The 26,083-nt window shown below is 40.0% G+C and carries 15 protein-coding genes and 2 pseudogenes; 9 read left to right on the top strand and 8 right to left on the bottom strand.

The genetic code is table 11. The annotated features are described in order from the left end of the window. Position 1 precedes the first annotated feature (1 nt). Both P20652_RS15855 and P20652_RS15850 read right to left on the bottom strand, forming a co-directional pair. A complete protein-coding gene (locus P20652_RS15855; RefSeq protein WP_008165774.1) occupies positions 2–2,155 on the bottom strand; it encodes an FAD-dependent oxidoreductase in 2,154 nt (717 codons plus the stop codon). Positions 2,156–2,487: 332 nt separating this feature from the next. Next, a complete protein-coding gene (locus tag P20652_RS15850) occupies positions 2,488–4,848 on the bottom strand; it encodes a TonB-dependent siderophore receptor (RefSeq protein WP_008165776.1) in 2,361 nt (786 codons plus the stop codon). 413 nt (positions 4,849–5,261) lie between these two features. On the opposite strand from P20652_RS15850, the gene P20652_RS15845 reads away from it, so the two are divergent. Both P20652_RS15845 and P20652_RS15840 read left to right on the top strand, forming a co-directional pair. After that, entirely contained in the window at positions 5,262–5,675 is a 414-nt protein-coding gene (locus tag P20652_RS15845; protein ID WP_008165778.1) for a hypothetical protein, read from the top strand. Positions 5,676–5,961: 286 nt separating this feature from the next. Then, a complete protein-coding gene (locus P20652_RS15840) occupies positions 5,962–8,478 on the top strand; it encodes a plasma-membrane proton-efflux P-type ATPase (protein ID WP_008165780.1) in 2,517 nt (838 codons plus the stop codon). A gap of 107 nt (positions 8,479–8,585) precedes the next feature. Here P20652_RS15840 and P20652_RS15835 read toward each other — a convergent pair whose 3' ends face one another. Next, positions 8,586–9,011 carry a hemerythrin domain-containing protein gene (locus P20652_RS15835; RefSeq protein WP_008165781.1) on the bottom strand — a complete coding sequence of 142 codons (426 nt, stop codon included), beginning with the start codon at positions 9,009–9,011 and terminating at the stop codon, positions 8,586–8,588. 505 nt (positions 9,012–9,516) lie between these two features. On the opposite strand from P20652_RS15835, the gene P20652_RS15830 reads away from it, so the two are divergent. Next, complete coding sequence (locus P20652_RS15830; protein ID WP_008165783.1) at positions 9,517–9,774, top strand: hypothetical protein; 258 nt, start codon at positions 9,517–9,519, stop codon at positions 9,772–9,774. A 28-nt stretch (positions 9,775–9,802) separates the two neighbouring features. Next, the gene (locus P20652_RS15825) at positions 9,803–10,021 is read left to right on the top strand and encodes a DUF6500 family protein (protein ID WP_008165785.1); all 219 of its coding nucleotides are present in this window, start codon (positions 9,803–9,805) and stop codon (positions 10,019–10,021) included. Positions 10,022–10,057: 36 nt separating this feature from the next. Here the strand turns inward: P20652_RS15825 and P20652_RS17235 are convergent. Beyond that, a pseudogene (locus P20652_RS17235) lies at positions 10,058–11,976 on the bottom strand (diguanylate cyclase domain-containing protein). Between the two features lie 179 nt (positions 11,977–12,155). Beyond that, entirely contained in the window at positions 12,156–13,811 is a 1,656-nt protein-coding gene (locus tag P20652_RS15820; RefSeq protein WP_008165790.1) for an RluA family pseudouridine synthase, read from the bottom strand. Between the two features lie 321 nt (positions 13,812–14,132). On the opposite strand from P20652_RS15820, the gene poxB reads away from it, so the two are divergent. Then, entirely contained in the window at positions 14,133–15,857 is a 1,725-nt protein-coding gene (poxB, locus tag P20652_RS15815; protein WP_008165792.1) for a ubiquinone-dependent pyruvate dehydrogenase, read from the top strand. Between the two features lie 246 nt (positions 15,858–16,103). Here poxB and P20652_RS15810 read toward each other — a convergent pair whose 3' ends face one another. Both P20652_RS15810 and P20652_RS15805 read right to left on the bottom strand, forming a co-directional pair. Beyond that, entirely contained in the window at positions 16,104–17,330 is a 1,227-nt protein-coding gene (locus P20652_RS15810) for a threonine/serine exporter ThrE family protein (RefSeq protein ID WP_083832841.1), read from the bottom strand. 121 nt (positions 17,331–17,451) lie between these two features. Beyond that, complete coding sequence (locus tag P20652_RS15805; RefSeq protein ID WP_008165796.1) at positions 17,452–18,675, bottom strand: glycosyltransferase; 1,224 nt, start codon at positions 18,673–18,675, stop codon at positions 17,452–17,454. Positions 18,676–18,877: 202 nt separating this feature from the next. On the opposite strand from P20652_RS15805, the gene P20652_RS15800 reads away from it, so the two are divergent. Both P20652_RS15800 and P20652_RS15795 read left to right on the top strand, forming a co-directional pair. Next, entirely contained in the window at positions 18,878–21,340 is a 2,463-nt protein-coding gene (locus P20652_RS15800; protein WP_008165798.1) for a prolyl oligopeptidase family serine peptidase, read from the top strand. A 71-nt stretch (positions 21,341–21,411) separates the two neighbouring features. Then, positions 21,412–22,029 carry a LysE family translocator gene (locus P20652_RS15795; protein WP_008165800.1) on the top strand — a complete coding sequence of 206 codons (618 nt, stop codon included), beginning with the start codon at positions 21,412–21,414 and terminating at the stop codon, positions 22,027–22,029. A 53-nt stretch (positions 22,030–22,082) separates the two neighbouring features. Here the strand turns inward: P20652_RS15795 and uvrA are convergent. Beyond that, positions 22,083–24,658: pseudogene (uvrA, locus tag P20652_RS21410) on the bottom strand (excinuclease ABC subunit UvrA). A 268-nt stretch (positions 24,659–24,926) separates the two neighbouring features. On the opposite strand from uvrA, the gene P20652_RS15790 reads away from it, so the two are divergent. Continuing rightward, positions 24,927–25,331: a hypothetical protein gene (locus tag P20652_RS15790; RefSeq protein ID WP_007375644.1), complete on the top strand. Its 405-nt coding sequence runs from the start codon at positions 24,927–24,929 to the stop codon at positions 25,329–25,331. A 55-nt stretch (positions 25,332–25,386) separates the two neighbouring features. Next, positions 25,387–25,932 carry a hypothetical protein gene (locus P20652_RS15785; protein WP_008165806.1) on the top strand — a complete coding sequence of 182 codons (546 nt, stop codon included), beginning with the start codon at positions 25,387–25,389 and terminating at the stop codon, positions 25,930–25,932. Positions 25,933–26,083 lie beyond the last annotated feature (151 nt).

The following is a 26,083-nucleotide window of genomic DNA, read 5'->3' on the forward strand; positions in this document are numbered from 1 at the left end:
ATTAACCTCGACGCCAAGTGTGGTATTTTTCAAGCAAATTAAGCACTTTTTCAGGTGCATGAGCACGTTTCCACTCACCTGCTGCGTATTTGTTACCTTCAGCCCAAGTAGGGTAGCTGTGTATAGTACCGAGTATTTTGTTAAGACCTAAGCCGTGTTTCATTGCCAGTACAAACTCAGCAATTAAATCGCCAGCGTGTTCAGATACTACGGTAACACCGAGTATTTTGTCTTTGCCTTTGGGTGTAATCACTTTAATAAAGCCTTTTGTAGCGCTGTCGGTAATTGCACGGTCTAGCTCTTCAAATTCAAAGCGAGTAATTTCGTAATCTATGCCTTTGTCTTTTGCATCTTGCTCGTTTAAACCAACACGCGCAACTTCTGGGTCAATAAACGTAGTCCACGGAATAACACGGTAATCTACTTTAAACTTTTTAAGGTGACCAAATAAGCCATTTACCGCTGCGTACCAACCCTGATGGGCTGCCACATGCGTAAACTGGTATGGACCTACAATATCACCCGCTGCAAAAATATTTGGGTAGAGCGTTTCTAAGTATTCGTTAGTTACTACTGTACGGTTAGTTTCTATGCCTAGCTCTTCAAGACCGTAACCTTTAAGGCGCGCACTTCTACCAACGGCACATAGTAGCTCGTCGTATTCAATATCTATTTCTTTGTCGTCATGTTTAACAACAATATATTTTTTACCATCGCGCGTTTCACAGCGAAGTGCTTGGTGCGATGTTAAAATATTAACGCCACTTTCGGTTAACGCTTCGTGAGCAAAAGTAGACACTTCAAGATCTTCTTTGATCATGATGCGTTCGCTCATTTCAATTTGCGTAACACTTGAACCTAAACGTGCAAAGCTTTGTGCTAATTCGCTACCAATTGGGCCACCGCCAAGTACTACAAGTTTTTTAGGTGCTTCGTCTAACTCTGCAAATTTGTTCCACAATGTATCGCTTGTTACATAGCCTGTTTCTTCAATACCAGGTAGTGGTGGTACAAACGGGCGTGCGCCAGTGGCAATCACAATAGTACGAGCGGTGAGTGTTTGCGTGCCACCGTCGTTAAGTTTAATTTCTACAGTCCACGGGTCGATTAATTTACCGTAGCCTTTTACAACATCTACGCCTAAATTTGTATAACGCTCAACACTGTCGTGCGGTGCTACATCGGCAATAACTTTATGAACACGTGCCATTACTTTTTTGAACGAAAACTGCGGTGTTGCGTTTTCTAGGCCGTAGTTTTCACCGTGGCGAATTTGCTCTGCAATTTTAGCGCTTTTAATGACTGCTTTACTTGGAACACAACCGTAGTTTAAACAGTCTCCGCCCATTTCGCCCGCTTCAATAAGGGTTACTTTTGCTTTAACAGCAGCGGCTATATAACTTGTTACCAAACCACCTGCGCCTGCGCCAATAACAATCATGTTACGGTCGAATTTTTTAGGCTTAGTGTAGTTTTTGTATACGCGACGTTTTTTAAACACGTTCAAGATTCCTTTAGCAATGAATGGGAATATACCCAATAAAGCGAATGATAAGATTAAGTCCAGCGATAAAATTCCAGATAAGCTCTCTATTTGCGCCAGTTGCGTACCTGCATTAACAAATACAAATGTACCGGCTAACATACCTAGCTGGCTTACCCAGTAATAAGTCCATGACTTTATTGAAGTAACACCCATTAGTAAGTTGATTAAAAAGAACGGAAAAACCGGCACTAAACGAAGAGTAAATAAGTAAAATCCACCTTCTTTTTCAACGCCTGCATCAATTGCGGCTAAGCGCTCAGGAAAACGTTGTTTAATAGTGTCACGTAGTAAGTAACGCGATACTAAAAAGGCAAGTGTTGCGCCAATGGTTGATGCAAAAGATGCAACTAATAAGCCTTCAACTAAGCCAAATAATGCACCTGCTGCAAGTGTTAAAATAGCGGCGCCTGGTAAAGAGAGAGCTGTTACTACTACGTACAGTAAAAAGAATCCACCAATAACGAGTAAAGGTGATTGCTCTTTATATTGATTAAACTGATCCATCGACCCCTTTAAGCCATCAAGCGTAAGTAGTTGGTGTAAGTCAAAATGAAAGAACAGGCCGACGGCGGCCGCTGCAATCAATAATAAAAATATTTTTTTAATCATGTTCTCTCTCTTAATTAGGGTCTGTTGACCTTTGCGGATTGAAATTTGTTCAATCTAGATGCAATTTAATCGCGGCGCGAGGTTGTAACCTAGTGGAATAAGTCAAAACCGAGCAAAGCTTCCGCGTCCTGCTCACGCCCCTTACCTACATCCATTTAGGCAACAAAGAGTTAATTGCATCTAGATATAGCCCTTTGGGCAGACCTGTTTGGCATTAATCCTAGGTTATCGCCTATTTATGGGGAGTAACCACACCACATAGGTTCTGCCTTGTTTAAATACCAAACAGACTACTGCAAATTCAATCTTAAAAGTTCAATAGACCCTAGTCTTTAAAAATTATGTGTAAGCGTTAGCTTGGCGTTAATTGGCAACTCAGGAAAAGCCAACGTTGCACCAAAGTAACCGCCTTCAAATACTGGGCGCCAGTTTTTTTGATTCGTTACGTTGTTCACATCTAATCGTAACTTGGTACTAGGCGTAAAAGCATAGCTAGTATTTACGTTTAATGTGTACTGATCACGAATCTTTACCGTCGCCAAAAAGTCTAATGGGTAACTCTTTGTATATAGACCTGAAAAACCCGTTTGCCATTTCGAATTAATTGAATAATTTCCATTAAAGCTGAACGATTGCTCAGGAATGCCCTGTACACGGGTGTTTGAAGGTGCAAAAGCGGTAAAACTAGGTGCGCCAACACTCGTACCTGCAATAATATCTGGACGTGAGTTGTCAAATGCATCAGCGACTTGTGCTGAATCTTGACTACTTGCAGAATTATCGTAGCGAGCGTCGATATAGCTGTAGCCGGCACTCAACCAATAAGGGTAAGCATCATAAAATACTTGGCTTTCAAAACCGGTAGTACGAATGCCGGTATTACTACCATCGCGATTACGTAAACTACGGCGTTGGCTAAACACGGCACCATCAGCGTACCAATCGCTGTCTGTTGGCGCGTATTTTAAACCAAATTCAACTAAGGTATTTTCGGTTGAAAAGTTTTGGGCGCTAATCGTATTGTCGCCACCTAAAGATGTGCCGCCAGCCATGCTGTTTGATGTGGCTTCGTTGTAGCTTGCTGCACCATAAGTAGTGTAATCAGCGTTTAATCGGTAATTAAAACTAACCTGCCCAGAGTGTAGCTTATCGTTAATGCTATCACGAGCTGCAATTTCACCTTCAGGTGCTATTGGATCGTGTGCGTCTACGTCATAAAAATCAATGCGGTAGCCAACACTTGTATGAAATTTACTTGTCCAATCTGAATCTTGCTGAATAGCAAAACCTGTTTGCCATGAGCGCGAATCGGTCGTGTCTGATAAGTTAAAGTCGCCACTGCCATCGTTATTAATATCGTATTGACCACCAGGAGATACAAATACACCTGGGCTAATTTCAATTAAACGTGCTTGTTGTGCATCGGTTAAAGGAATACGGCGATTTGAAAGTGGGCCGGTTAAATCAATAGGTAGATCGGCTTCTGTTGTAAATTGGCTGTAGCCTAATACGCGGTTATAACGTACATCAAATGCAAAAATTGTTTGCTGATCGTTACTCCATTGGTAGGTAAGCTCGGTACGGTTTTGCGCTGTGTCGGCTCCGTCTATAATTTCAACAAAGCTATTTTGCGCAATTTCTTCACGTTGTAAATGTTGAAAATACGTAATGTTTTTTATTGATGCATTGTTTGAAAGTTCACGCTTATAAATACTGTGTAGTAAATAAGTAGTGGCTTCGTTTTGATTGTCAGGGTCGGTAAGCACTGTACTGCGGTCTATTTTAACTTGTCCAGTAGGAGAGATTATTGAACCTGCTGCAGGTACCGTGCTGCCGTTTGCTTGCACGCCTTGACCGGTAATATAAAGGCCGTGATCTATGAGCGCTTGAGTAGGGCGGTTAATGCCTGCGTTATCGGTAAATTCAACTTGGTATAACTCAAAGTTAATATCCCAGCTGCTTTTGTCATCGGGTAATACACGTAATGATGCAAATAAGCTGTCGCTTTTCGTGCCCGAAAAGTCGTAGTAACTGCCGTTATCAATATGTTCAGCGCTTACTCTAAAACCTACTTTGTCTTTTACTATAGGTGTACTGTAATCTACTAAAACACTGTACTGATCCCATCGACCTGCAGATACCGTTGCTTTGCCTTTACTTTCGTCAGTTGATGCTTTTTTAGAATGTAAGTTTACAAAACCACCGTTTCGTTGGCTTGAGCCAAATAATACCGGTGGTGCGCCTTTTACTACATCTATCTGTTCTATAGAGTTAAATGATAACGGCACACCAAAGCCATTATTACCCGCTTGGCGGCGTGTACCATCTTGGAAAAGTTCACCTAATTGCCCACGAATAGTCGGTAAGCTTGGTGCGCCAAAACCACTGGCTGAATACGTATTAGGGCTTACTGCGAGCACGTCTTGTAAAGTCGTAATATTTAGCTGCTCTATTAACTCGCTTGAAATTGGTGTTACTGAGCGGGCTATATCTTGTAGGGCTAAGTTGTCGCCAAAAGGACCGTCTACAGTGGCATTTTTAACCGAAAGACCTTGAGATTTAATAACTTGGCCAGCCACTTCAATGCGCTCTATTGCGCCTTCTTTTGTTGTTTTTGATTCTTCGGCTGCAAAAGCATAAAGTGGTGTATTTAATATAGTGGCTAAGGAAAGTGCTAAATATGCGTGTTTCAAACGTTTTCTCTCTATAATTATGTATTGACGGCGATAAAGACCGAAAGGTATAAAAATAACTTTCAGTTAACTTTAATTCTTTTATTTTTTAGAACATAAACAATGACGTATTTTAAGATTGGTTATTAATTATTATGGTTTTACTGGTTAATCAGAAATAATAGCTGAATTATATTACATTAAACATAAATGTCTGCTTTTAATAAGATTTTTAATTATAGACTACTTTTAAGTACACGCCATTTCATACATATCAGTCTCTTTAAAAGTATTTACAAAACCGCAGACGGTGGTGTTTTAATTATCAGAATGTAGTTTTAATTGAAAAAAGTTAAACTTTTTTGAAATAAAAAATGTTTTATACGGTCTTCATAACTTCAAGGTTTATTAATATATTTTTTAAAGGAAGTTTTATGACAAATTCAATGAGTTCAGATGTGCAAAATCGTCTGCAGTGGTCTCTTTTATCGCTTCGCTTAGGTGTTTTTATCGTGATGGTTATGTGGACGTTCGATAAATTTGTAAACCCGGGTCATAGCGCGCGTATTTTTGAACATTTTTACGGCATTAGTGGATCATCTGATATGGTTGCTTATGTCATTGGTGCTTTTCAGCTTGTTTTAGTACTGGCTTTTTTAGCAGGTATTAAAAAGCGCATCACTTACGGTATTATTTTTGTAACGCATGGCCTATCTACGCTTTCTTCTTACAATCAATATATTGATGGTTTTAATAACTTATTGTTTTTCACAGCATGGCCTATGTGGGCTGCGTGTTTTGCACTTTACTTGTTGCGTGACCAAGACGTAAAATTTACTGTAAAGTAATAAAACAATAGCTATGCCTATGAGGTTATAGCTAAAAATACACTGGGCTGAGTTATTGACTATTTCAGCCCAGTGTATAGCCTTTAAGCTCCTTCGCGAACAGCCCACCTTCTTACGATCTTCTTAATACAATCCTATTTTTATTATTTCTGATTAAATATTGCGTTAGATCAAAGTTTATATATTTGTAAGAACAATATCGACAGCTTTAGTTTATGTTAGCTATACGGTTAGTAGGTTTTAATTACCTCAAGTTATTCAACTCAATGTTGTATAGAAGGCTCGTATGGAAAAGGCTAAAATTTCGTCAGCGCACCAGTCACCAAATTGTTCAGTAAATAAATCAACAAACAATCAAAATAGTGATGAATGGAGTAAGCTCGATTTAGCGCAATTTCAAGCAAAACTAAAAACATCATCCGACGGGTTAAGCCAAGCTGATGCCACACAAAGATTGGCACAATATGGACCTAACGAACTAGTTGAAGAAAAAACAAATCTAATCCTTAAATTTTTATCTTATTTTTGGGGACCAATACCGTGGATGATTGAGGCTGCTATTATTTTATCGGCACTCGCTAAACATTGGGCTGATTTTTTTATTATTCTTATATTATTGCTATCGAATGTATTGGTTGGTTTTTGGGAAGAACACCAAGCTGGGAATGCAATTGCTGCATTAAAGGCAAAACTAGCTAATAAAGCACGCGTTCGCCGCGATACTCAATGGCAAAATTTAAATGCCAGCGAACTTGTACCAGGTGATGTTATTAGAATGCGTATGGGCGATATAGTGCCTGCAGATGCCCGTTTACTCGATGGTGACACAGTGGAAGTAGACCAATCATCACTTACTGGCGAATCGTTACCGGTTAAAAAGTCGGCGGGTGAAACCGTTTATTCGGGCTCTATTATTCGCCAAGGTGAAATAGAAGCAATAGTATACGCAACCGGTGCCAATACCTTTTTTGGTAAAACAGCACAGTTAGTACAAGGGGAGCGAACCGCAAGTCATTTTCAGCGTGCAGTGCTTAAAATTGGTAACTATTTAATAATGCTTGCTGCGGCTTTAGTGCTGCTTATCGTTATAGTTGCTTTATTTCGTGATGATCCAATGATTACCACATTACAGTTTGCACTCGTATTAACTGTTGCGGCAATACCCGTCGCAATGCCAACGGTACTATCAGTTACCATGGCTGTAGGCGCTCGTTTATTGGCGAAAAAGCAAGTGGTTGTAACTCGTTTAGCTGCAATTGAAGAGTTAGCGGGTGTAGATATCCTTTGCTCTGATAAAACGGGCACGCTCACACAAAACTTATTAACGTTAGGCGATTCATTTTGTGTTGCTAATGCACTTAATAAAATAACTAGCGAAGACGTTATATTGTTCGGGGCGTTAGCTTCTCGCTTAGAAAATAACGACCCGATTGATTTGGCCGTGTTACAAAGCGTTAAAGCTAATCAAAATATTGATTCCTATCACGTAGAGCATTTTCAGCCCTTTGATCCCGTGAGTAAACGGACCGAAGCGTCAGTTAAAAATGCTGATGGCAAAACGTTTAAAGTAACCAAAGGTGCACCTCAAGTTATTTTAGCTTTATCTGCTAATAGGGAGGCTGTAAAAGTTGCAGTTAACGCGTCTATTCATGAATTTGCAGTGCGTGGATTTCGCTCTTTAGCGGTTGCTAAAACAGATGATCAAGGTAAATGGCAATTTTTAGGTGTACTCCCGCTTTTCGATCCACCGCGTGAGGAGGCAATACAAACCATTGCCGATGCAAAAAAAATGGGAATGAGCGTTAAAATGGTCACGGGCGACCAAGTGGCCATTGCGCGCGAAACGGCGAGTAAACTGGGTTTAGGGACAAATATTCTTGATGCCAGTGGATTTGATGTGACTGAGGGTCATCAAACAGCCCTGTTAGATGATTCTATCGAGAGCGCTGACGGATTTGCGCAAGTATTCCCTGAGCACAAATACCATATTATTGATGTACTTCAGCGCCGTGGCCACATAGTAGGAATGACAGGCGATGGCGTAAATGATGCACCAGCACTTAAAAAAGCTGACTGTGGTATCGCTGTATCTGGCGCTACAGACGCTGCGCGCTCAGCAGCATCAATTGTATTAATGACCGATGGTTTATCGGTGATTATTGATGCAGTTAAAGAAAGTCGAAAAATATTTCAGCGCATGAACAGTTACGCAATTTATCGGGTTGCAGAAACGCTCCGCGTATTACTTTTTATGACAATGGCGATATTAATTTTTAACTTTTATCCGTTAACAGCCGTCATGATTGTAATGCTTGCTTTACTTAACGACGCTGCTATTTTATCTATTGCTTACGACAATGTTCATTATCAAAATAAACCCGAAACATGGAATATGCGGCTCGTTTTAAGTATTGCATCTGTACTTGGAATTGTCGGTCCCATTGCAGCCTTTGGGTTGTTTTACTTGGGAGATAAAGTATTCGAACTCGACCGTCCTCATCTTCAAACATTAATGTACTTATTACTGTCGGTGGCAGGGCATTTGACTATATTTTTAGCGCGTACCCGAGGTCCATTTTGGTCTATTAAACCGTCTGCTATATTAATGGTCGCCGTATTTGGCACGCAAGTTATAGCAACGTTTATTGCGGTTTATGGTGTGTTTATGACCCCGCTAGGATGGGGATGGGCACTTGCTGTGTGGGCATATGCTTTGGTGTGGTTTTTTATTAATGATGGTTTGAAGCTAGTGGCGTATCGAATTTTTGATCCAGCAAAAACAACGTTGTTAGAGAAAAAATAAACAATGTAACAAATATAAAAAATGGTTATAAGCTAAGTGGCTTATAACCAAACGTACACAAGGGAGTGTTTACAAGTTAGTTTAATTACTTGTGTTTATAAAAATGCTTAATGCATTGCACCATTGTATTGCTTGGCAAGGCTTTCTTTTTTCTCCTCAGTGAGTGCTTTACCCGCTAATTGAAATACTTCATGTTCTTCTTCACTTAAATGATGATGCACTAAGTGATGTAATTTTTTAGCGGTTACTAACCAAGCCGATGAGCTCATTTCGGTGTCTTCAAGTTGTTCAATTAATTCATCAATTTCGTGATGTTCAGCAACACTGTGGCGTGCTTTTTCTTGAGTTAAATCGTTAAGCATAAGTGGGTTGTAAAAATAACGCTCTTCAAATTTTGCGTGTTGTTCTAATTCTGTTTTTAGCTCGTCCATTAGCGTGTGGCGCTGCTCTGTCTCGCCATGGGTTTGAATAAGTGCATCAACTAATTTTCTTTGTTTGTCGTGGTCATGACGTAGCGCTTCAAAAATATTCATAATTAATCCTTTTACAATTTATTTGCTTATATCACTAGCTTGCAAACTAAATGCCAAATATTAAGTTGATGTATTTTATCGCTTTTATTTTAATTTTTATTTTTAGGCTACTATCACTGTAAATTTTACAGTGATATGAATGCAATAATTTCAGGCTTTTACGTAGTTTAATTATAAAGGGAGTATAAATCCCTACAGAACCTTACAAATATTTACTGGTTGTTTATTTTATTGCAGTGATAAAGTAACAACATTATTTAGGTACAACCTATATATTACTCTCGCACATAAATGCCTAGTAGCACGTTAACTTAATAGGATAGTTTAAGTATGAACATAAAAATCCTCATTAGCGCACAAATTAAAAAGGATGAAAAAAATGACACTTTTTTGATGCCATCGGTACGTTCTTTTTTGTAATTTTTTGTAATGGTGGTAGAAAGTAAATAGGCTAACTTGCAGCTGTAATTTAAAGTAAATAAGTTGCGTAAAAATAGGATTAGTTATGAAGCAATTATTGATAGCAATTCCACTTTTTTTATTACTAAGCGCTTGTGCGGCACAGCCTTACGCAGGCTCGGCAAAATGTATGGAACAAGCTGATATTGCTTACGAAACCGATACACGTAAAAATGAGACATTAGATAATGAATGCAAAGCTGCAAAAGTAAATACGCCTAATAAAGAGCTTGAGAATCATGGCTTGGTTGATAGAAGCCTTTTGCAACTAATCGTCAGCGTTTTAAATGGCGTGTTTCAGTAATACAGCATTAATATGATTAAAGGTATGTATGAGGGAAGAACTAAGAGCAAAAATAATTACCGTATGCGATAAAAAAATAGCAGTTAAAGGCGAAAATGTAGGGCTTTCTTTTTATGCATTTTTTGCTAATAAAAACGACGACCCAGAGCTACTTATGGAAGCTGCTACTTGGTGGATACACACCCATAAATTAGATCATTTTGTAAAAGCACATAAAATTAAACAAATGGTTTTAAACGAACTTTAGTCAAGTAATTGAGCCAATACTTGTAGCTGTGTTTATTTAATCAATAACGACTTGGTTTCTTCCGTTTTCTTTTGCTTTATAAAGTAATGTATCTGCATGCTTGATAAGAATATCTAGTGTGTTTTTTAAAGGGCTACTTACAGAGGCACCTACACTAAAAGTTATTTTTGCACCTTTAGGAAAGTCTTTCATACTATTGCACTGCTCGGTGAAACTAATAGCGAGTCGGTTAAATATATCGCGAATAGCTAGTTCGTCAATTGTATTTAGTGCAAATAACCATTCTTCACCGCCATAACGACCAAACTTATCATCACAACAGAGTATCTGTTTTGCAGCTTTTGCAAAAGCAATAAGAACCATGTCTCCAACATCATGCCCAAATTGGTCGTTAATTTGTTTAAAGTAATCTAAGTCAACAATCGCTATGGTCATTTTACCTTCACCAAGCTTAGCTTCTGCTTCGCGCTTTACTCCTCTGCGATTAGGACAATTTGTTAGGTCATCTGTTAATGAAATTTCGTAATACTTTTGACGTTGTCGAACCTGCCGAGAAAATAAAAATAATGAAACAATGACTAAAATGAACGCGATAGCAGCGCTAAGTCGCCAAATTATTTTTTGTTGATGTTCTTCTTTTGCTTGTAGCTCACTAATGTCTTTTGCGTATTCTAGTTGCTGTATTTTGTCTTCTTTTTCTTTTACTTCAAACTTTACCTGTAGTGTTTTTATATTACTTTCACTGGTTGCTTCGTAGTGTTTGTTTGTATAAAGGAGCTTTTGTTCAATTGCTTCAAAAGCATCGTCAGTGTAGTTGAGGCGTCGCTTAAGTTCATACCGTTTACTTAAAAACTCAGCTTTATAAATGCTGCGACTGAATTTATCTAATTTTAAAAACACCTCATCGTTTACTTCATTTGCTTTATCGAGTGAATCTAGTTTTATATATATGTCAGCTAACAAAATGAGTGATGCAAGTTGCATATCATAAACACCAGCAGAACGCGCGAGCTCAATGTTTTCTTTAGCTAAAGTTAAAGCTTTATCGTAGTTTGCCTGTAGGTACTCAATATTGGCAATTGAATACTGAGCAAAGGTTAACCCTTTTTGCATATTCACTTTTTTAAAATAAAGCAATGCTTTGTCTAGGTATATTAAGGCATTTTTAGGCTTTTTTATCTCAAGCAATATATTGCCTAAACTCCAATAGGCTTTTGAGGTAAAAAGCCCATCTTGTGTTTGCTCATATGCCGCAACCGCTTTTTTTGCATAATATATGGCTTTGTCTTTTTCGTTTAGATAATTGTATGCATCAGCTATTTTTCTGAAAAAGTATCCTTGGGATGCAGAGTCGTCATCTTTTAATGCTAATTCTAAGCCTTCTAGTGCAACATTTAGGGTCTTTTTCAATGCATCTGTATCGGTGTAATAGTAAGCAAGTGCTCGCAAAATAATGATTTTTTCTTTAGTTGGATACTGTTGAAGGCTATCTTCTAATTTTGTGGCTAGCATTTGTGCTGGGGTTGGGTTTGACTCCCTAGCTAGAGACTTGAGTTGTGATTCGAGGAATAATAAATATACACTTTTTTGATTTGGTAACTCTTTATTATTAAGGTAATAGGATAAGTGTGTGTTTAACGCCTTGTATTTTTCTTGCCTAAAAAGTAACTCCGCATACAATGCGGCCGCTTCTAGATGAAGTTTTTCCCAATTTTGCTCTTTGCTTATTTTAAACGCTTGGGTCAGTTTTTTTCGTTTAGAAGGTAGTCTAGCTTATTCTGTTTTATGGCATTAATCAGGGCTTGAGTCGCATCAAAGTCTAGCGCATTTAAAGTTGCATTTAATGAATTGCCGTTAGCTGAGGCAAGTTTACTCAAAAATAAAAATGAAACTAGAATAATACACTTTGTCCAGAAGCTGTTATTTAAAGTTCTTGTTTGTGTATTGCTAGTCATGTTAATCCTTTGCTGACTTATTTTTATTAGTAAAATACTTTTCTCACATTGCTTAATAAACTAGGGCTTTAACAATTTTTTATACTTATCTTTGAAGGAATAAGACCATGAACAATATCAATTTAATTAATAAAAACCAACATATTGTATAATATAGTTGCTTTTGGTACGTGTTTTTATTAAAAATCTGCGGCTACTTCAAACTCTAATCGTTTGAGTGTAATTGGGTGAGTAAATGCTAAATATTCAGCGTGTAAATGTAATCGGTCAGCTTTTTTCCCATAGTGAGTATCACCTACGATAGGCATATTTAACCCTAAACTGTGGGCACAATGTACTCTTAATTGGTGAGTTCGCCCTGTTTTAGGATATAACTGTAATCGGGTAATATTGTTATTACGATCTAAAACCTGCCAGGTAGTAAGTGATGGCTTGCCATGTTTATAACACACCATTTGGCGCGGTTTATCATCAAAGTCGAGCACTAAGGGTAAATCAATTACTCCGCTATCCTCAGCTACATTACCATTAACTAATGCGACATAGCGTTTATCTATGGTGCGTTCAATAAATTGCTTTTGCAGTGCTTTATGTACTCGTTTATTAAGTGCAATCATCAATAATCCAGAAGTCGACATATCTAATCTGTGTACAATTAGCGGGCCTGACGCCTCTGGAAACTGTGTTTTAATGCGCATATAAACAGAGTCATCAATATTAACGCCAGGTACCGATAAAAACTCAGCAGGCTTATTTACCACAAGTAAGTCGTCATCTTTATAAATAATACTTAAATCTTTACCTTTGGCTGGGTTGATAAGTAGCGGGTTATCTTCAACATCTAAACCCTTTAGCATGTGCCCAAGTATTGGTTGGCATTTGCTGTAACAAGAAGGGTAGTAGTTTTTATGCTGCCTAATTGCTGATTTAGGCGCTGCTCCCCACCAAAATTCAGCCATAGCAAGTGGCTTTAAGTCATGTTCATAGGCGTATTGTAATAATTTAGGCGCTGCACAATCGCCAGCACCCGAAGGAGGAGTGTGCTCAGGTAATGCTGCAAATATGGTATTTAAATCTGTAGTTTCACCATTTGCATTTAAAAATTGGTACTGCGCAAATAGCTTTTTTTGTAAGCTTTTAGAAAGCGTTTTACGGCGCTTTTTTAAATGAGCAATTTCATCAGAAATATTGATGTGTGTTTGCTGCAGTGACTCGATTATATTTTGCCAATAGGTTTTAAGTGCCAGTAGTTGCTTTTTTTCTACGATGCTTTGCCCTGCGAGCTTATTTTTCAACTGCTCAAAATCACTTTCGCTAAGCTCTAATTCGCCTTCGGTACGTTGTATTTTACGTTGCTGGCGACCGGCTTGCATTTCTGCCTGTTGAGCTAATAGGGCTTGCTGGTAGCTCTGTGTTGCATCATCAAGTTTGCTATTAACTTCAAGCAGTTGTTCGCTATTTTCTAACTGCTTAATTTGAGCATTAATATCGTTAATTATTTTACTTTGAGCCAAATAGCTATCGTCTTGCAGCTGCATGCTAGAAACAGGCGGCACAAAGCTAATATTGCCTTTATCACCTTCAATTTGCCCCGAATAAGCGCTTAAAAAGCCTAATTGTTGCTTAGCATTTTTCACCACTAAAACCCCAAACATTTTACCGGCATTTTCTGCTTTTAAATGCATTAACGTTTCAAGTTGTTGCTGTAATTGTTTTGTGGCTGCTACAGCTAATGGTTGCGGCTCGTAATAAAAAGGGAAAGTAAACTTTTCAGGAAGCGCGAGAGCATCAATATTTTGAGAAAATAATGTAAAGCACGAAGCAGAATTTGACATAGAAGTAAGAGAAAAGCATTCAGTAAAATAATTGAGCGCATAATAACATATTCATAGTTAAGCCACTAAAAATCTCGCACCCGCATATTCATAAACACTTTAAAGCGGACATTCATGTTTTATGTATCAGTATGGGGGCGCAGCAAACCTAGGGGTATCGTTTGTTAGTAAAGTCTCAGTAGTAATATATCTATCATTATCAAAATATTTAAGCTTATCGATTCTCAATAATTGAGCGCACTTCGAAACGATGACTTACTTGATAGAGCAGAGGCGAAAAATCAATTTACAGAATAACTTACTATTTAGGAGTTCTTTATTATGAGTCAAAATATCGCAAGTTTTATTACTAAAACCCTTGAACAAGCTGGCGTAAAACGTATTTGGGGAGTAACTGGCGATTCACTTAACGGCATTAGTGAAAGCCTGCGAAAAATGGGAACCATTGAATGGCTAGGAACGCGACATGAAGAAGTTGCCGCATTTGCAGCTGGTGGCGAAGCGCATTTATCAGGCGAGCTTGCTGTGTGTGCGGGTTCTTGCGGACCGGGTAATCTTCATTTAATTAACGGCTTATTTGATTGTCAGCGTAATAATGTATCGGTACTAGCTATTGCCGCACATATTCCTTCATCTGAAATTGGCAGCAGCTATTTTCAAGAAACCCATCCGCAAGAATTATTTAAAGAATGCAGTGTGTATTGTGAAATGGTGTCGAGCCCCGAGCAAATGCCGTACCTGTTAGAAACCGCAATGCGACAAGCAATATTAAATAAAGGCGTGAGTGTACTTGTGCTACCTGGCGACATAGCATTAAAAGATATGCCTAAAGCTATTAAGCCAAAATGGAACGTGCCAAGGCCAGCAACACATACTCCCGCTTTATCTGATATTGAAGCAATGGCGACTCATCTTAATAAAAGTAAAAAAGTAACCTTATTGTGTGGTGCCGGTTGTAAAGATGCTCACGACGAAATTATTGCGCTAGCCGAAAAATTACAAGCACCAATTGTGCATGCTATGCGCGGTAAAGAATTTATTGAATACGATAACCCTTACGATGTTGGTATGACTGGTTTTATTGGTTTTGCGTCGGGCTATCATGCAATGCAAGAAGCCGATACGTTATTAATGATTGGTACTAGTTTTCCTTATCGTGCTTTTTATCCCGAAAATACCACCATATTACAAATTGATAATCAGGCTGCGTCACTCGGGCGACACGTGCAAATTGACTGTGGCGTGCTAGGGGATACCAAAAATTCAGTGACCACACTACTTGATTATATTAAAAGTGAACGGAGCAGTTCGCACTTACAAAAATGTGTTAAAAATTACAAAGAGTCTCGACAAGATCTCGATGAACTAGCCAGCGGCAAAACTTCGCAAAATTTAATTCATCCGCAATACCTAACGCGTTTACTCAACGAGCAAGCGGCTGACGATGCTGTTTTTACTTGCGATGTAGGTACGCCAACAGTGTGGGCTGCGCGTTATTTATCAATGAATGGAAAGCGCCGCTTAATTGGATCGTTTAATCATGGCTCTATGGCAAATGCGATGTCGCAGGCAATGGGGGTTCAATCTGTTGATAGAGATCGTCAAGTCATTGCAATGTGTGGCGATGGTGGCTTTTCGATGCTAATGGGGGACTTAATCTCGCTTAAGCAGCTTAATTTACCTATCAAGATTGTTGTTTATAATAATCGCTCACTTAGTTTTGTTGCGTTAGAAATGAAAGCCAGTGGGTTTTTATCAAGCGATACCGATTTAGAAAACCCAAGTTTTGCTAACATTGCACAGGCCTGTGGCTTAAAAGGGATTCATGTGGACGACCCTGAAAAATTACCCTCGGCAATGAACGAGATGATGAATCACTCAGGACCTGTTGTTTTAGAAGTAGATACCGCAAAACAAGAGCTTTCAATGCCGCCGCAAATCAAATTAGAGCAAGCAAAAGGTTTTAGCGTTTACATGATGAAGGCGTTAATAAATGGCAAAGGAAACGAGATTGTAGAGCTTGCCAAAACTAACTGGTCACGCTAGTTAAGTTACTTCCCTGTTGAGTATTTTGGCTCAATAGGGAAGTGTAAATTAGAAGTAGGATATGATTAAAATGGAAGGTTTTTTAGTATAGTGTTGGAATCACTACGATGCTTTTGAGCTCACTCAAGTGCAATGTAATAAACTAAAACACTGAGTATTGGCATCAATTACTACTTTGGCCGTTATTTTTAGCTTAACGTTTTATTCGCTTTACTCAAACAAAGTAAAGCGAGTGCTCAGTATAAGTTACAGACTCTTTTTAGGCGGTAGGGCTACGTTTGCAAATATTAGTCCTGCAACAAGCGACATAAATATTAAAAATGTTTGTTGGCCTATGTGCTCTGCATATACAAAGTCTTGGCCTTCAATCAGTGAGTTTAAGCCAATATATGTTTTGCTACCTGGTACTAATACAATTAAGCCTTGCATAGCAACAATTGAGGCTGGCGCATTAGCAACGCGGTTAAACAAGTTACTAAATATACCCACCGATAAAGCACCCACAAACGTACCTAACGTGTAATCAAGATACATAGCCGAGCCAATACTGGTGCCATACGCTATAAAGCCTGATGCGATAGACCAAACAGCGTGTTTAAGTTTGGTTCTAAAAATAACGATTAAGCTGCTACAAAGTAAAAATATAGCCAGCCATGCGGTCCACTTTGGCAATGGCTCAGGCTGTACAAAATCGGCTTGCCCAAAGAGTGCAAAGCCAATACCTATACCAATAAAACCGCCAAAATACAGTTTAAATAGCAGCATGAACGAGTCCATGACTCGCGCAGTCCCAGACACTAAATGCCGTGCTGCCAGCTCTGCTAAACCAAGCGCAAGTGCTAAACCAGGTATAAACACAATAATGGCTGAAAGCACCACTAAACGTATATTTACTTCAGGCGTTATATACACACTTACCGCGCAGGCAAGTATTGCCGATATTATCGCAACTAATGGTTCGAGCATGTGGGCTACACGTTTTGAGCGCCCAGACCAAAGCACAAACACATAAACAACTAAAGTAAGTAGCGATGACCAAATAACGTCAATCCAGCTTGTACCCATTAACATAGCAAACGCACCACCTGAGGTTGCAAATGCAACACCCGTTGTTAGTTTGTTATATGGGTTTGGCATCACAAAAATTGCGTCTAGCTGCGCATCAACTTCTTGTAAACTTAGCTTGTCGTCAAGCATTTGGTTTACAAGGTCGTCGGTGTCGGCAAGTGAGCCTAAATCGTGATCGCCAGGGTCTACACGTGCAACGTGGGTGTACTCGTCTTCGTGGCCATCAGTCCAAATAACAAACGTTACCGAAGTTGGCGACATAACAAACGACGATTTAAGTCCTAAGTAAGTAGCCACTTCCATTAGGTGGGCTTCTAGGCGGTAGGCTGGGGTGCCATACTTGTGAAGCATTTTACCCAATTTAACGATAAATTTGCGTTTTTCTGTAAAGGTTGCAGTTTTCAAATCTTTTTGGACCAAATATTGCGATAACTAAGCTAAAAATATAGACAATACAGCTAAAACTGCCCACGTTTGATGGGCGCGATCTTAAACACTAATTAGTGTGTGTCTAGTCATTTTTAATCTAATTTTTATTTTTTTCAGCTATCCATTGCGACATGTATTGAGTGCTGCGCATTGTATGATGTTTGAGCATTTGGCCTGTGAAGTTTTTTTCACGATGGGCGTTTAAATCGCTACTTATTGAATCGACTTTTTTAATTAACGCAGCGCTCAATTGTGCTTTATCGTAAAGCGTATTAAGAAGTGTGTTGCCATCTTGCTGCGCTTGTTCAAAGCCACTTTGGCTGTTATACATTTCAACAGCAGCATTAGCAAAGTCGTCGGCGGTGTTGGCTATTTTACCCGGCCATGATAAATCGTTATGCATGCCCTCTGCCCCAACATTGGTGGTAACGCTGGGTGTTTGCATAATCATGGCTTCAAGCAATTTACCTTTAATGCCAGCACCAAAGCGAAGTGGCGCTAAACATACACGTGCGCTTTGCATTACATCAAACGCATTATCGGCCCAGCCTTTTATTAAAAACCCTGTTTTAGGGTTATTTAGTGCCGTGGCTTTTGGCGGAGGGTAAGAGCCATAAATATGTAGTTCTGCTTTTGGTAGCTGCTTGCGAATAAGTGGCCATATTTTTTGTAGGTAAAGTACAGCATCCCAGTTTGGCGCGTGTCTAAAGTTACCTATGGTCATAAAGTGCTGGCGCTGCTCAAACGTTTTTGTGCTTGCAGGTAATGTACTTAAATCAACCATAAAGGGTAGGTGGTGCAATAAGCTTGGCTCTATTTTAAATACGCTATTTAGCAGGCTCATTTCATAAGTTGAAATAATTAAGCTTAGGTCGCAGCGTAAAATAGCGGCAATTTCGCGTTTTGCTATGTCTGAGTGTAAATCGCTGGTTGTAAACTCACGCTCACCTTTAAACGCCTCGTGGCGAGCGCTACGCAGGCATTGTAAATCTTCGGTATCTAAAATTTTAATTGCATGTGGACAATGCTTATCGACGCGCCAGCCAAATTGCTCTTCCATCATAAAACGGTCAAACATCACTATATCTGGATCATAGGCTTTAACGTATTCATCAAAGCTATCACAGTTTAGTGTAATGCTTTGGCCGGTTATACCGAAGTCGTCAAGATTTACCATGTGGTCGGTACGCTGCGCGGGCGTTGCAAATTCAACGTCCCAGTTTTGCGCTCTAAATGCATTTAATAACGACATCATGTGCGTTCCCGCAGCAGACGAATTTGGCTCTGGCCATACGTAGCCAATTACCAGCACTTTTTTCATTGGCTAGAATCTCTAATTTTTGATAGATGCTAACGCGTATTATAACGAGTTAAACAGCAAGTAAATAAGCTGCGTAGTGTAGTTTAAATTGCACTACTAAGTCATCTTTTCCACCACTTAAAATAAGCTTAATACTTTATGAATAAAGCAAAACGTGTTTATATATAGCTATAAAAGTAAAAAATAACAAAAGGATAAAAACATGAGCGCTTTTAGGCTGTTAGTTGCCCTTATTTGTTGTGCGGCATTAGTACCAACAAGTTATGCCGAGCAGGGTTATCAAACTCCGTCACCTGAGCTTGCAGCTTTGGTTGATGCAAAGTTGGCACCCACTAGTTACTTATCGAGCGATGGCCAGTGGCTAGGGTTGTTTGAACGCAAACGCGTTGTAACCCTTGACGAGCTTGCAAAAGAAGAGCTTAAGCTTGCTGGTATTAAGCTAAATCCTGCTAATTTTTCGCGCTCTCGTGTGAGTGCCAAATTTAGTGCCGTGGAGCTAAAGCATGTGCAAAGCGGGTCGGTGATTAGCATTAACAACTTACCTAATGGCATTATTCGCTCACCTCAGTGGTCATCTAATAGTAAATATTTAGCCTTTGTTGTTGAGCAACCAACCCAAGCCAACTTATGGCTATACAGCGTTGAAACTAAACAAGCAAAAGAGTTAACTAGTGCTGCATTAAATTCGGTATTAACTGCCTCACCATATAAATGGCTGCCAGATAGCAGCGCCATTGTTGCAAATCTCGCTGTTAATTTTGGCAAGCCAAAGCTTGAAAATAACAGCCAAAATGTAGTGCCTGTTATTCAACAAAGTGCTGGCGAAAAAGCGCCAGCACGTACTTACCAAAATTTATTAACCAGCCCGTTTGATGAATCGCAATTTAAATTTTACGGCCAAGGGCAACTGGCTTACATAACACTTGACGGCAATACACAAGCAATAGGTAGCCCTTCTTTATTTAAATCGTTTTCGGTGTCACCTGATTCTACCAATATTTTAGTTGCCGGTATTAATGAGCCGTTTTCGTATCAAGTGCCTTACAGCCGCTTTGCAAGCACGTGGCAAATATGGGGCATGCGCGGCTATGCATTAGCTGAGCTGGCAAAACAGCCACTTGCTGATAATATTCCACAAGGTTACGACAGTGTTCGCACTGGCCGCCGTGATTTTGAATGGCGAGCCGATCAAGGGGCTGAAGTTATTTGGGCCGAGGCGCAAGATGGCGGCGACATGAAAACCGACGTTGAGCATCATGATTATATTTACAGCTTACGTGCACCATTTAAACGCGAGCCTAAATTATTTGCCAAAGTAGAACGCCGTTATTCGGCAATGGAGTGGGGCAACGAAAACGTAGCAATGCTGTCAGACTGGCGCTTTAGTGATCGCCAAGTACGTACTTACATAGTACAGCCACGAAATGCCGACAGAAACCGCGTGCTATTTTCAGAGCGTAGTTACAACGATGCGTATAAAGACCCTGGTAATGCAATTTACGAGCGCAACGATTTAGGCGCAAACGTGATTAAAATTGTAGGCGGGCGTTATATTTACCTGCGCGGTAATGGTGCTTCAGAGCAAGGTAATGTGCCGTTTTTAGACCAATACGATGTTAAAACAAATAGCAGCAAGCGTTTATGGCAATCAGAAGCGCCATATTACGAGCGTGTTCGTGCACTGCTTGACGACGAAGGTGAGCGATTTATTACTATTCGCGAATCTAAAACTGAGCAACCTAACTTTTTTATACGTGATTTAGATAACGACACGTTAACGCAGTTAACGACATTTGAGCACCCGTACCCTGCATTTAAAGGTGTAACTAAAGAGCAATTACGTTATAAACGCGACGACGGGGTTGAGCTTTCGGGCACGCTTTATTTACCACCAGGGTACGACAAAACACAAGGCCCGTTACCTGTGCTTATGTGGGCTTACCCACTTGAATACAAAGATAAAGCCGTTGCATCACAAGTACGCGAATCGCCTTATGCATTTACCTATATTGGCTATTGGGGGCCAATGCCTTACCTTGCCAAAGGGATTGCAGTGTTTGACGACCCTAAAATGCCAATAGTGGGTATTAATGGCAGCGAGCCAAACGATAACTTTAGAAAGCAGTTAGTTTCAAGTGCGCAAGCAGCTGTTGATGTATTGGTTAAAAAAGGCATTGCCGATAAAGATAAAATTGCCATAGCAGGGCACTCGTATGGTGCATTTATGGTTGCTAACTTATTAGCTCATAGCGATTTATTTAAAACAGGTATTGCCCGTAGTGGCGCGTATAACCGCACATTAACGCCGTTTGGTTTTCAAGGAGAAGAGCGTGATTTTTGGCAAGCACAAAGTGTGTACGCTAATATGTCGCCGTTTTTTCATGCTGAAAAAATTAACGAACCAATGCTAATGATTCACGGTCAAGAAGATCCTAATTCAGGAACATTTCCAATGCAAAGTGAGCGCATGTACGCAGCGCTAAAAGGTTTAGGTAAAGATGCCCGCTTAGTAATGCTCCCTTATGAAGCACATGGTTACCGTGCGCGTAAAAGCTTACTGCATGTATTGTGGGAACAAGAACAGTGGTTAGATAAGTATTTGCTAAATGATACAGCAGAGCCAGTAGAGGTTATTACTGAACCCGTAGTAGGTACTGGGCAATAGTAATAAACATGAGTAAGCAACAGCGCGGCTACTTATAGCCGCGTTTTTGCTTTTAATATGAGAGTAAATTAATGATTGATGTAGCAGCACTTGCGGTTTTTATTCCTACGTTCTTTTTTGTGTCGATAACGCCAGGTATGTGTATGACCCTTGCCATGACACTCGGTATGAGCATTGGCGTGCGCCGCACATTATGGATGATGATAGGCGAGCTGTTAGGTGTCGCAAGTGTTGCCATAGCTGCGGTATTAGGCGTTGCAAGCGTAATGCTAAATTACCCAGATGCGTTCGCTATTTTAAAGTGGGTAGGCGGTGCGTACTTAATTTATATTGGTATAAATATGTGGCGCGCTAAAGGGGCTATGTCGGTCGATACCTCAAAACCAAGTGACGTAAGTAGGCGGTCGTTATTTACGCAAGGTTTTGTAACCGCAATCGCAAACCCTAAAGGGTGGGCGTTTATGATTTCACTACTGCCGCCCTTTATAAGTGTTGAGCACGCGGTAGCCCCTCAGCTTTTAGTATTGCTTGGTGTAATAATGACCACCGAATTTTTAAGTATGTTAGCGTATGCAACAGGCGGTAAAAGCTTACGTTTATTTTTAGCCCGTGGCGATAATATTAAATGGATGAACCGTATAGCAGGCAGTTTAATGATACTTGTGGGCGTTTGGTTGGCCCTTGATTAATAAAAAAGAGCCCCTGGCTCTTTTTTATTACACGCAAACTGACGATAAACCGCTTAACCAGAGTGTGTGTGGCTTAATTGCGCTTTTAAAAATGGCGCAGTTTTACTTTGTTTTGACTCAGACACCTTTTGCGGTGTACCTTGTGCGACTATCACGCCTCCCTGTTGCCCCGCGCCAGGTCCTACATCAATTACCCAGTCACTATTTCGGGCTACTTGCATATCGTGTTCAACCATAATGACGGTATTACCTGCATCTACTAATTTATTTAACTGCGACATTAGCATTGATACATCGGATGGATGCAGGCCTGTAGTTGGCTCATCAAGAATATAAAGTGTGTTACCGCGCTGCACACGTTGCAGCTCGGTTGCTAATTTAATACGCTGCGCCTCACCGCCAGAAAGCTCAGTGGCAGGTTGCCCTAAACGTAAATACCCCAGACCAACTTGCATAAGTGCATCGAGTGCTCGCAGTATTGCAGGCTCATTTTCAAAAAAAGTATGCGCCGATTCAACCGTTAAATTGAGAATATCGCTGATGTTTTTATCACGATATGTAACCTCAAGTGTTTGCTCGTTATAACGTTTGCCATGACACACTTGGCAAGGTGAATAAACGCTAGGTAAAAACAGCAGTTCTATACTTACAAAGCCAACGCCCTCACAGTTTTTACAACGACCTTTTGCAACATTAAACGAAAAGCGACCGGCATCATAACGGCGCTCTTTTGCTTTTTTTGTAGAAGCAAATAGTTTACGCACGTGATCAAACAAACCCGTATAGGTAGCTAAGTTTGAACGAGGGGTACGGCCAATCGCTTTTTGATTTACAGTAATTAGGCGGCTTATATTATTTATACCTTCAATGATTTTTCCGCCGGTGTATGTTTGCAGCTCTTGTTCGAGTAAGTCGGCTTCGTCGGTAGGCGCTTGTGTTACTACTTTTTGCCCAAGTGCTTCGTAAACAAGTTCTACTAACGCTTGGCTTACTAGGCTTGATTTACCAGAGCCCGAAACCCCAGTAACGGTTGTCATAACACCTAGTGGAAATTCTGCATTGAGTTTTTTAAGGTTGTTACGCTCAATATCAGCCAATTTTAACCACGCACTAGGCTGCCTTTGCTCCTTTTTTGCGCGCTGTTTTGAGTAGACTCTTGACTGGCGTTTTTAGCAAAAAGGTGACGACCGGTGTGCGAATTTTTTATTTTTCTTAACCCTTCAACAGGGCCGCTGTAAATAATGTCGCCACCATGCACACCGGCATCAGGGCCTACATCAACAATCCAATCGGCGTGTTTAACAACGCTAACGTCGTGTTCAACAACAAATACAGAATTGCCAGCCGCTATTAACTCGTCGAGCGCTTTTAAAAGTGCTTGAGTATCGGCAGGGTGTAAACCCGCTGAAGGTTCATCGAGCACGTAAACAACCCCAAATAATTTAGAGCGAATTTGTGTGGCAAGTCGCAATCGTTGTAGCTCCCCAGGTGAGAGCGTTGGCGTTGTACGCTCAAGCGACAAGTACCCTAAACCAAGCATGGTTAGTGCTTCAATACGAGTGAGAATATCGCTGGCAATGCGCTGAGTAACAATGGCTTGCTCTGGATTTTTTGTATTTTTATTTACTTTGGTATTGGCGGCGTTACTTAGCTTTTTAGCAAGCTCGTTTAATGTAAGTTGAGATAGTTCGCCAATATCGAGTCCTGCAAATTTAACACTTAACGATGCTTGTTTTAATTTTTTACCTTGGCAAGTAGGGCACTGCGATATTTGCATAAACTGCGATACGCGCTTTTTAGTACGCGGGCTTTGGGTAGTAGCAAAAGACTGTAAAACAAAGCGTTTAGCGCTTGAAAAAGTTCCCATGTAGCTTGGATCTTCGCTATTTTTTATCGCATTTTGTGTTTGCTCATAGGTGTAATCTGGGTATACCGGCGCAGTAGGTGTTTCGTCGGTAAATAAAATCCAATCGCGTGCTTTTTTAGAAAGTTTGTTCCAAGGCGTGTCTATGTCATAACCAAGGGAAGTAAGTATACGGCTTAGGTTTTTACCTTGCCATGCTGGTGGCCACGCGGCTATGGCGCGCTGGCGAATAGTTTTTGTATCATCTGGCACAAGTAGCTTTTCGGTTACTTCAAACACTCGGCCTATTCCTGAGCATTCTGGGCACGCACCTTGTGGCGTATTCGGCGAAAACGCATCGGCGTAAAGTATGCCTTGCCCTTTGGGGTAATCGCCAGCACGAGAGTAAAGCATGCGTAGCGCGTTAGAAATAGTTGTTATGCTGCCAACGGATGAACGAACCGAGGGTGCGCCGCGTTGCTGCTGCAAAGCAACAGCAGGCGGTAATCCTTCAATAGAATCAACATCGGGCTCATCAACTTGATCTATTAACCTACGGGCGTACGGCGAAACCGAATCAAGATAACGGTGCTGCGACTCAGCAAACAGCGTTCCAAACGCAAGCGACGATTTTCCAGAGCCCGATATTCCTGTAAAAACAACCAATGCGTTACGAGGTAAATCAACGTCTACATTTTTTAAGTTGTGAACGCGCGCCCCTCTTACTTGAATGCTATTACTGGGATCAGATAAATCCATTGTTGAGTTTTTATGTGTGCTTGCCATACGTTTATACTCCTGTTTAATCGCGCTTTTTACTTTAAGTTAGCTTTGAATTATTTACTCTTATCACTCGTTATTACCCTAAAGTAGCGCAAGCACACTGAATGAGCGCTTAGTCTGTAGTGGCGCAGCCAAAGCGCTGGGTAAAATTACGATGATTGTTTGTTTACATAATAGGTATGGAATGCGAATATAATTTAAACAGTTATTGTTATGTAATTTGTTACGTAATTTACTAGGCATTTTACTAGGTAATAAAAAGGAACTAACAGTGAATAAAGCCTTAGTGATCATTTTATTGGTGCTTTCGTGGGCAACCCAAGCCGACTCTATCAAAGCGCTAAATGTTGACCGTGCAGTACCAAATAGCATGCACTTATCGTTTGCAAACGATAGCAACATAACCCCTAAAAAAGGGGATTTTAAAATCGTTAATTATGTATTAATGAGCAATGAAGAGGGCGAACGCTGGGCTGTTATAACGCTAACTAACTTATCGTCGGGCAATCGCGAATTAGGCGAGGAGCACTTACTTGCGCTTTTTGCTGATGGCAGCCGATTCATGCCAATGGAATTTAAACTCGGTTTTAAAGGCAACGAAACACAATCCGTAACTGTATCGTTTGCCGATTATAAATTCCCTATTTTAAGTGTGTATTCGAGTAACGATTTGTAATTAATAACGATGCGATAATATTAAATTAGGGATATTTCTAAAATTAAGGATTTTTATGAAGTTTGAAGATGCGCAACAAAATATGAACCTCGCATACTTCGGTGGTGGAACCGGTGTATTAGTGTCTGGCTTGGTTTGGTGTATAGCTGGCTTTGTCGCATTATTGTATTCAAATCAATCGAGTATGCTTACTTTGTTTTTTGGTGGTATGTTTATACATCCTTTAGCCATGCTACTTTCAAAAGCGCTTAAACGCTCTGGCAATCATGACCCTAAAAACCCATTAGGTAAATTGGCCTTAGAAAGCACTATTATTTTATTTGTTGGTTTGTTTTTAGCGTTTTATGTAGCAAAACTTCAAGCTGAATGGTTTTATTCAATAATGCTGATGATAATTGGTGTTCGCTATTTAGTTTTCAACACTTTATATGGCATGAAAGTGTACTGGATTTTAGGTGCTTCGCTTATGTTTTCTGGCACGTTGTGTATTGTATTAAATGCCAATTTTGTAATCGGCGCCTTTATTGGCGGGATAACCGAAATAGTATTTGCGCTAATAATATTTGCCCAGTCGAAAGGTATGGTTTTAAAAACAGAATAACAAGCTCTTATAATCGAAAAAATAGTGTGCAGTTGGAGTTACCCTTCAGCTTGGTATATAGCAAAGGCTTTTTAAAGTATTGAGTATCTGCAAATTGCATTGTAGTGGTCAATAAAATTTGGCCACAGTTTTAGAATCTTGATATCTAACC

This window comes from Pseudoalteromonas sp. BSi20652 (assembly GCF_000239855.1).
Lineage (GTDB): Bacteria > Pseudomonadota > Gammaproteobacteria > Enterobacterales > Alteromonadaceae > Pseudoalteromonas.

Bases quoted from the DNA above. Each gene is read 5' to 3' on its own strand.
- P20652_RS15855 (WP_008165774.1), bottom strand. From the start codon at position 2,155: ATGATTAAAAAAATATTTTTATTATTGATTGCAGCGGCCGCCGTCGGC.
- P20652_RS15845 (WP_008165778.1), top strand. From the start codon at position 5,262: ATGACAAATTCAATGAGTTCAGATGTGCAAAATCGTCTGCAGTGGTCT.
- P20652_RS15840 (WP_008165780.1), top strand. From the start codon at position 5,962: ATGGAAAAGGCTAAAATTTCGTCAGCGCACCAGTCACCAAATTGTTCA.
- P20652_RS15835 (WP_008165781.1), bottom strand. From the start codon at position 9,011: ATGAATATTTTTGAAGCGCTACGTCATGACCACGACAAACAAAGAAAA.
- P20652_RS15830 (WP_008165783.1), top strand. From the start codon at position 9,517: ATGAAGCAATTATTGATAGCAATTCCACTTTTTTTATTACTAAGCGCT.
- P20652_RS15825 (WP_008165785.1), top strand. From the start codon at position 9,803: ATGAGGGAAGAACTAAGAGCAAAAATAATTACCGTATGCGATAAAAAA.
- P20652_RS15820 (WP_008165790.1), bottom strand. From the start codon at position 13,811: ATGTCAAATTCTGCTTCGTGCTTTACATTATTTTCTCAAAATATTGAT.
- poxB (WP_008165792.1), top strand. From the start codon at position 14,133: ATGAGTCAAAATATCGCAAGTTTTATTACTAAAACCCTTGAACAAGCT.
- P20652_RS15805 (WP_008165796.1), bottom strand. From the start codon at position 18,675: ATGAAAAAAGTGCTGGTAATTGGCTACGTATGGCCAGAGCCAAATTCG.
- P20652_RS15800 (WP_008165798.1), top strand. From the start codon at position 18,878: ATGAGCGCTTTTAGGCTGTTAGTTGCCCTTATTTGTTGTGCGGCATTA.
- P20652_RS15795 (WP_008165800.1), top strand. From the start codon at position 21,412: ATGATTGATGTAGCAGCACTTGCGGTTTTTATTCCTACGTTCTTTTTT.
- P20652_RS15785 (WP_008165806.1), top strand. From the start codon at position 25,387: ATGAAGTTTGAAGATGCGCAACAAAATATGAACCTCGCATACTTCGGT.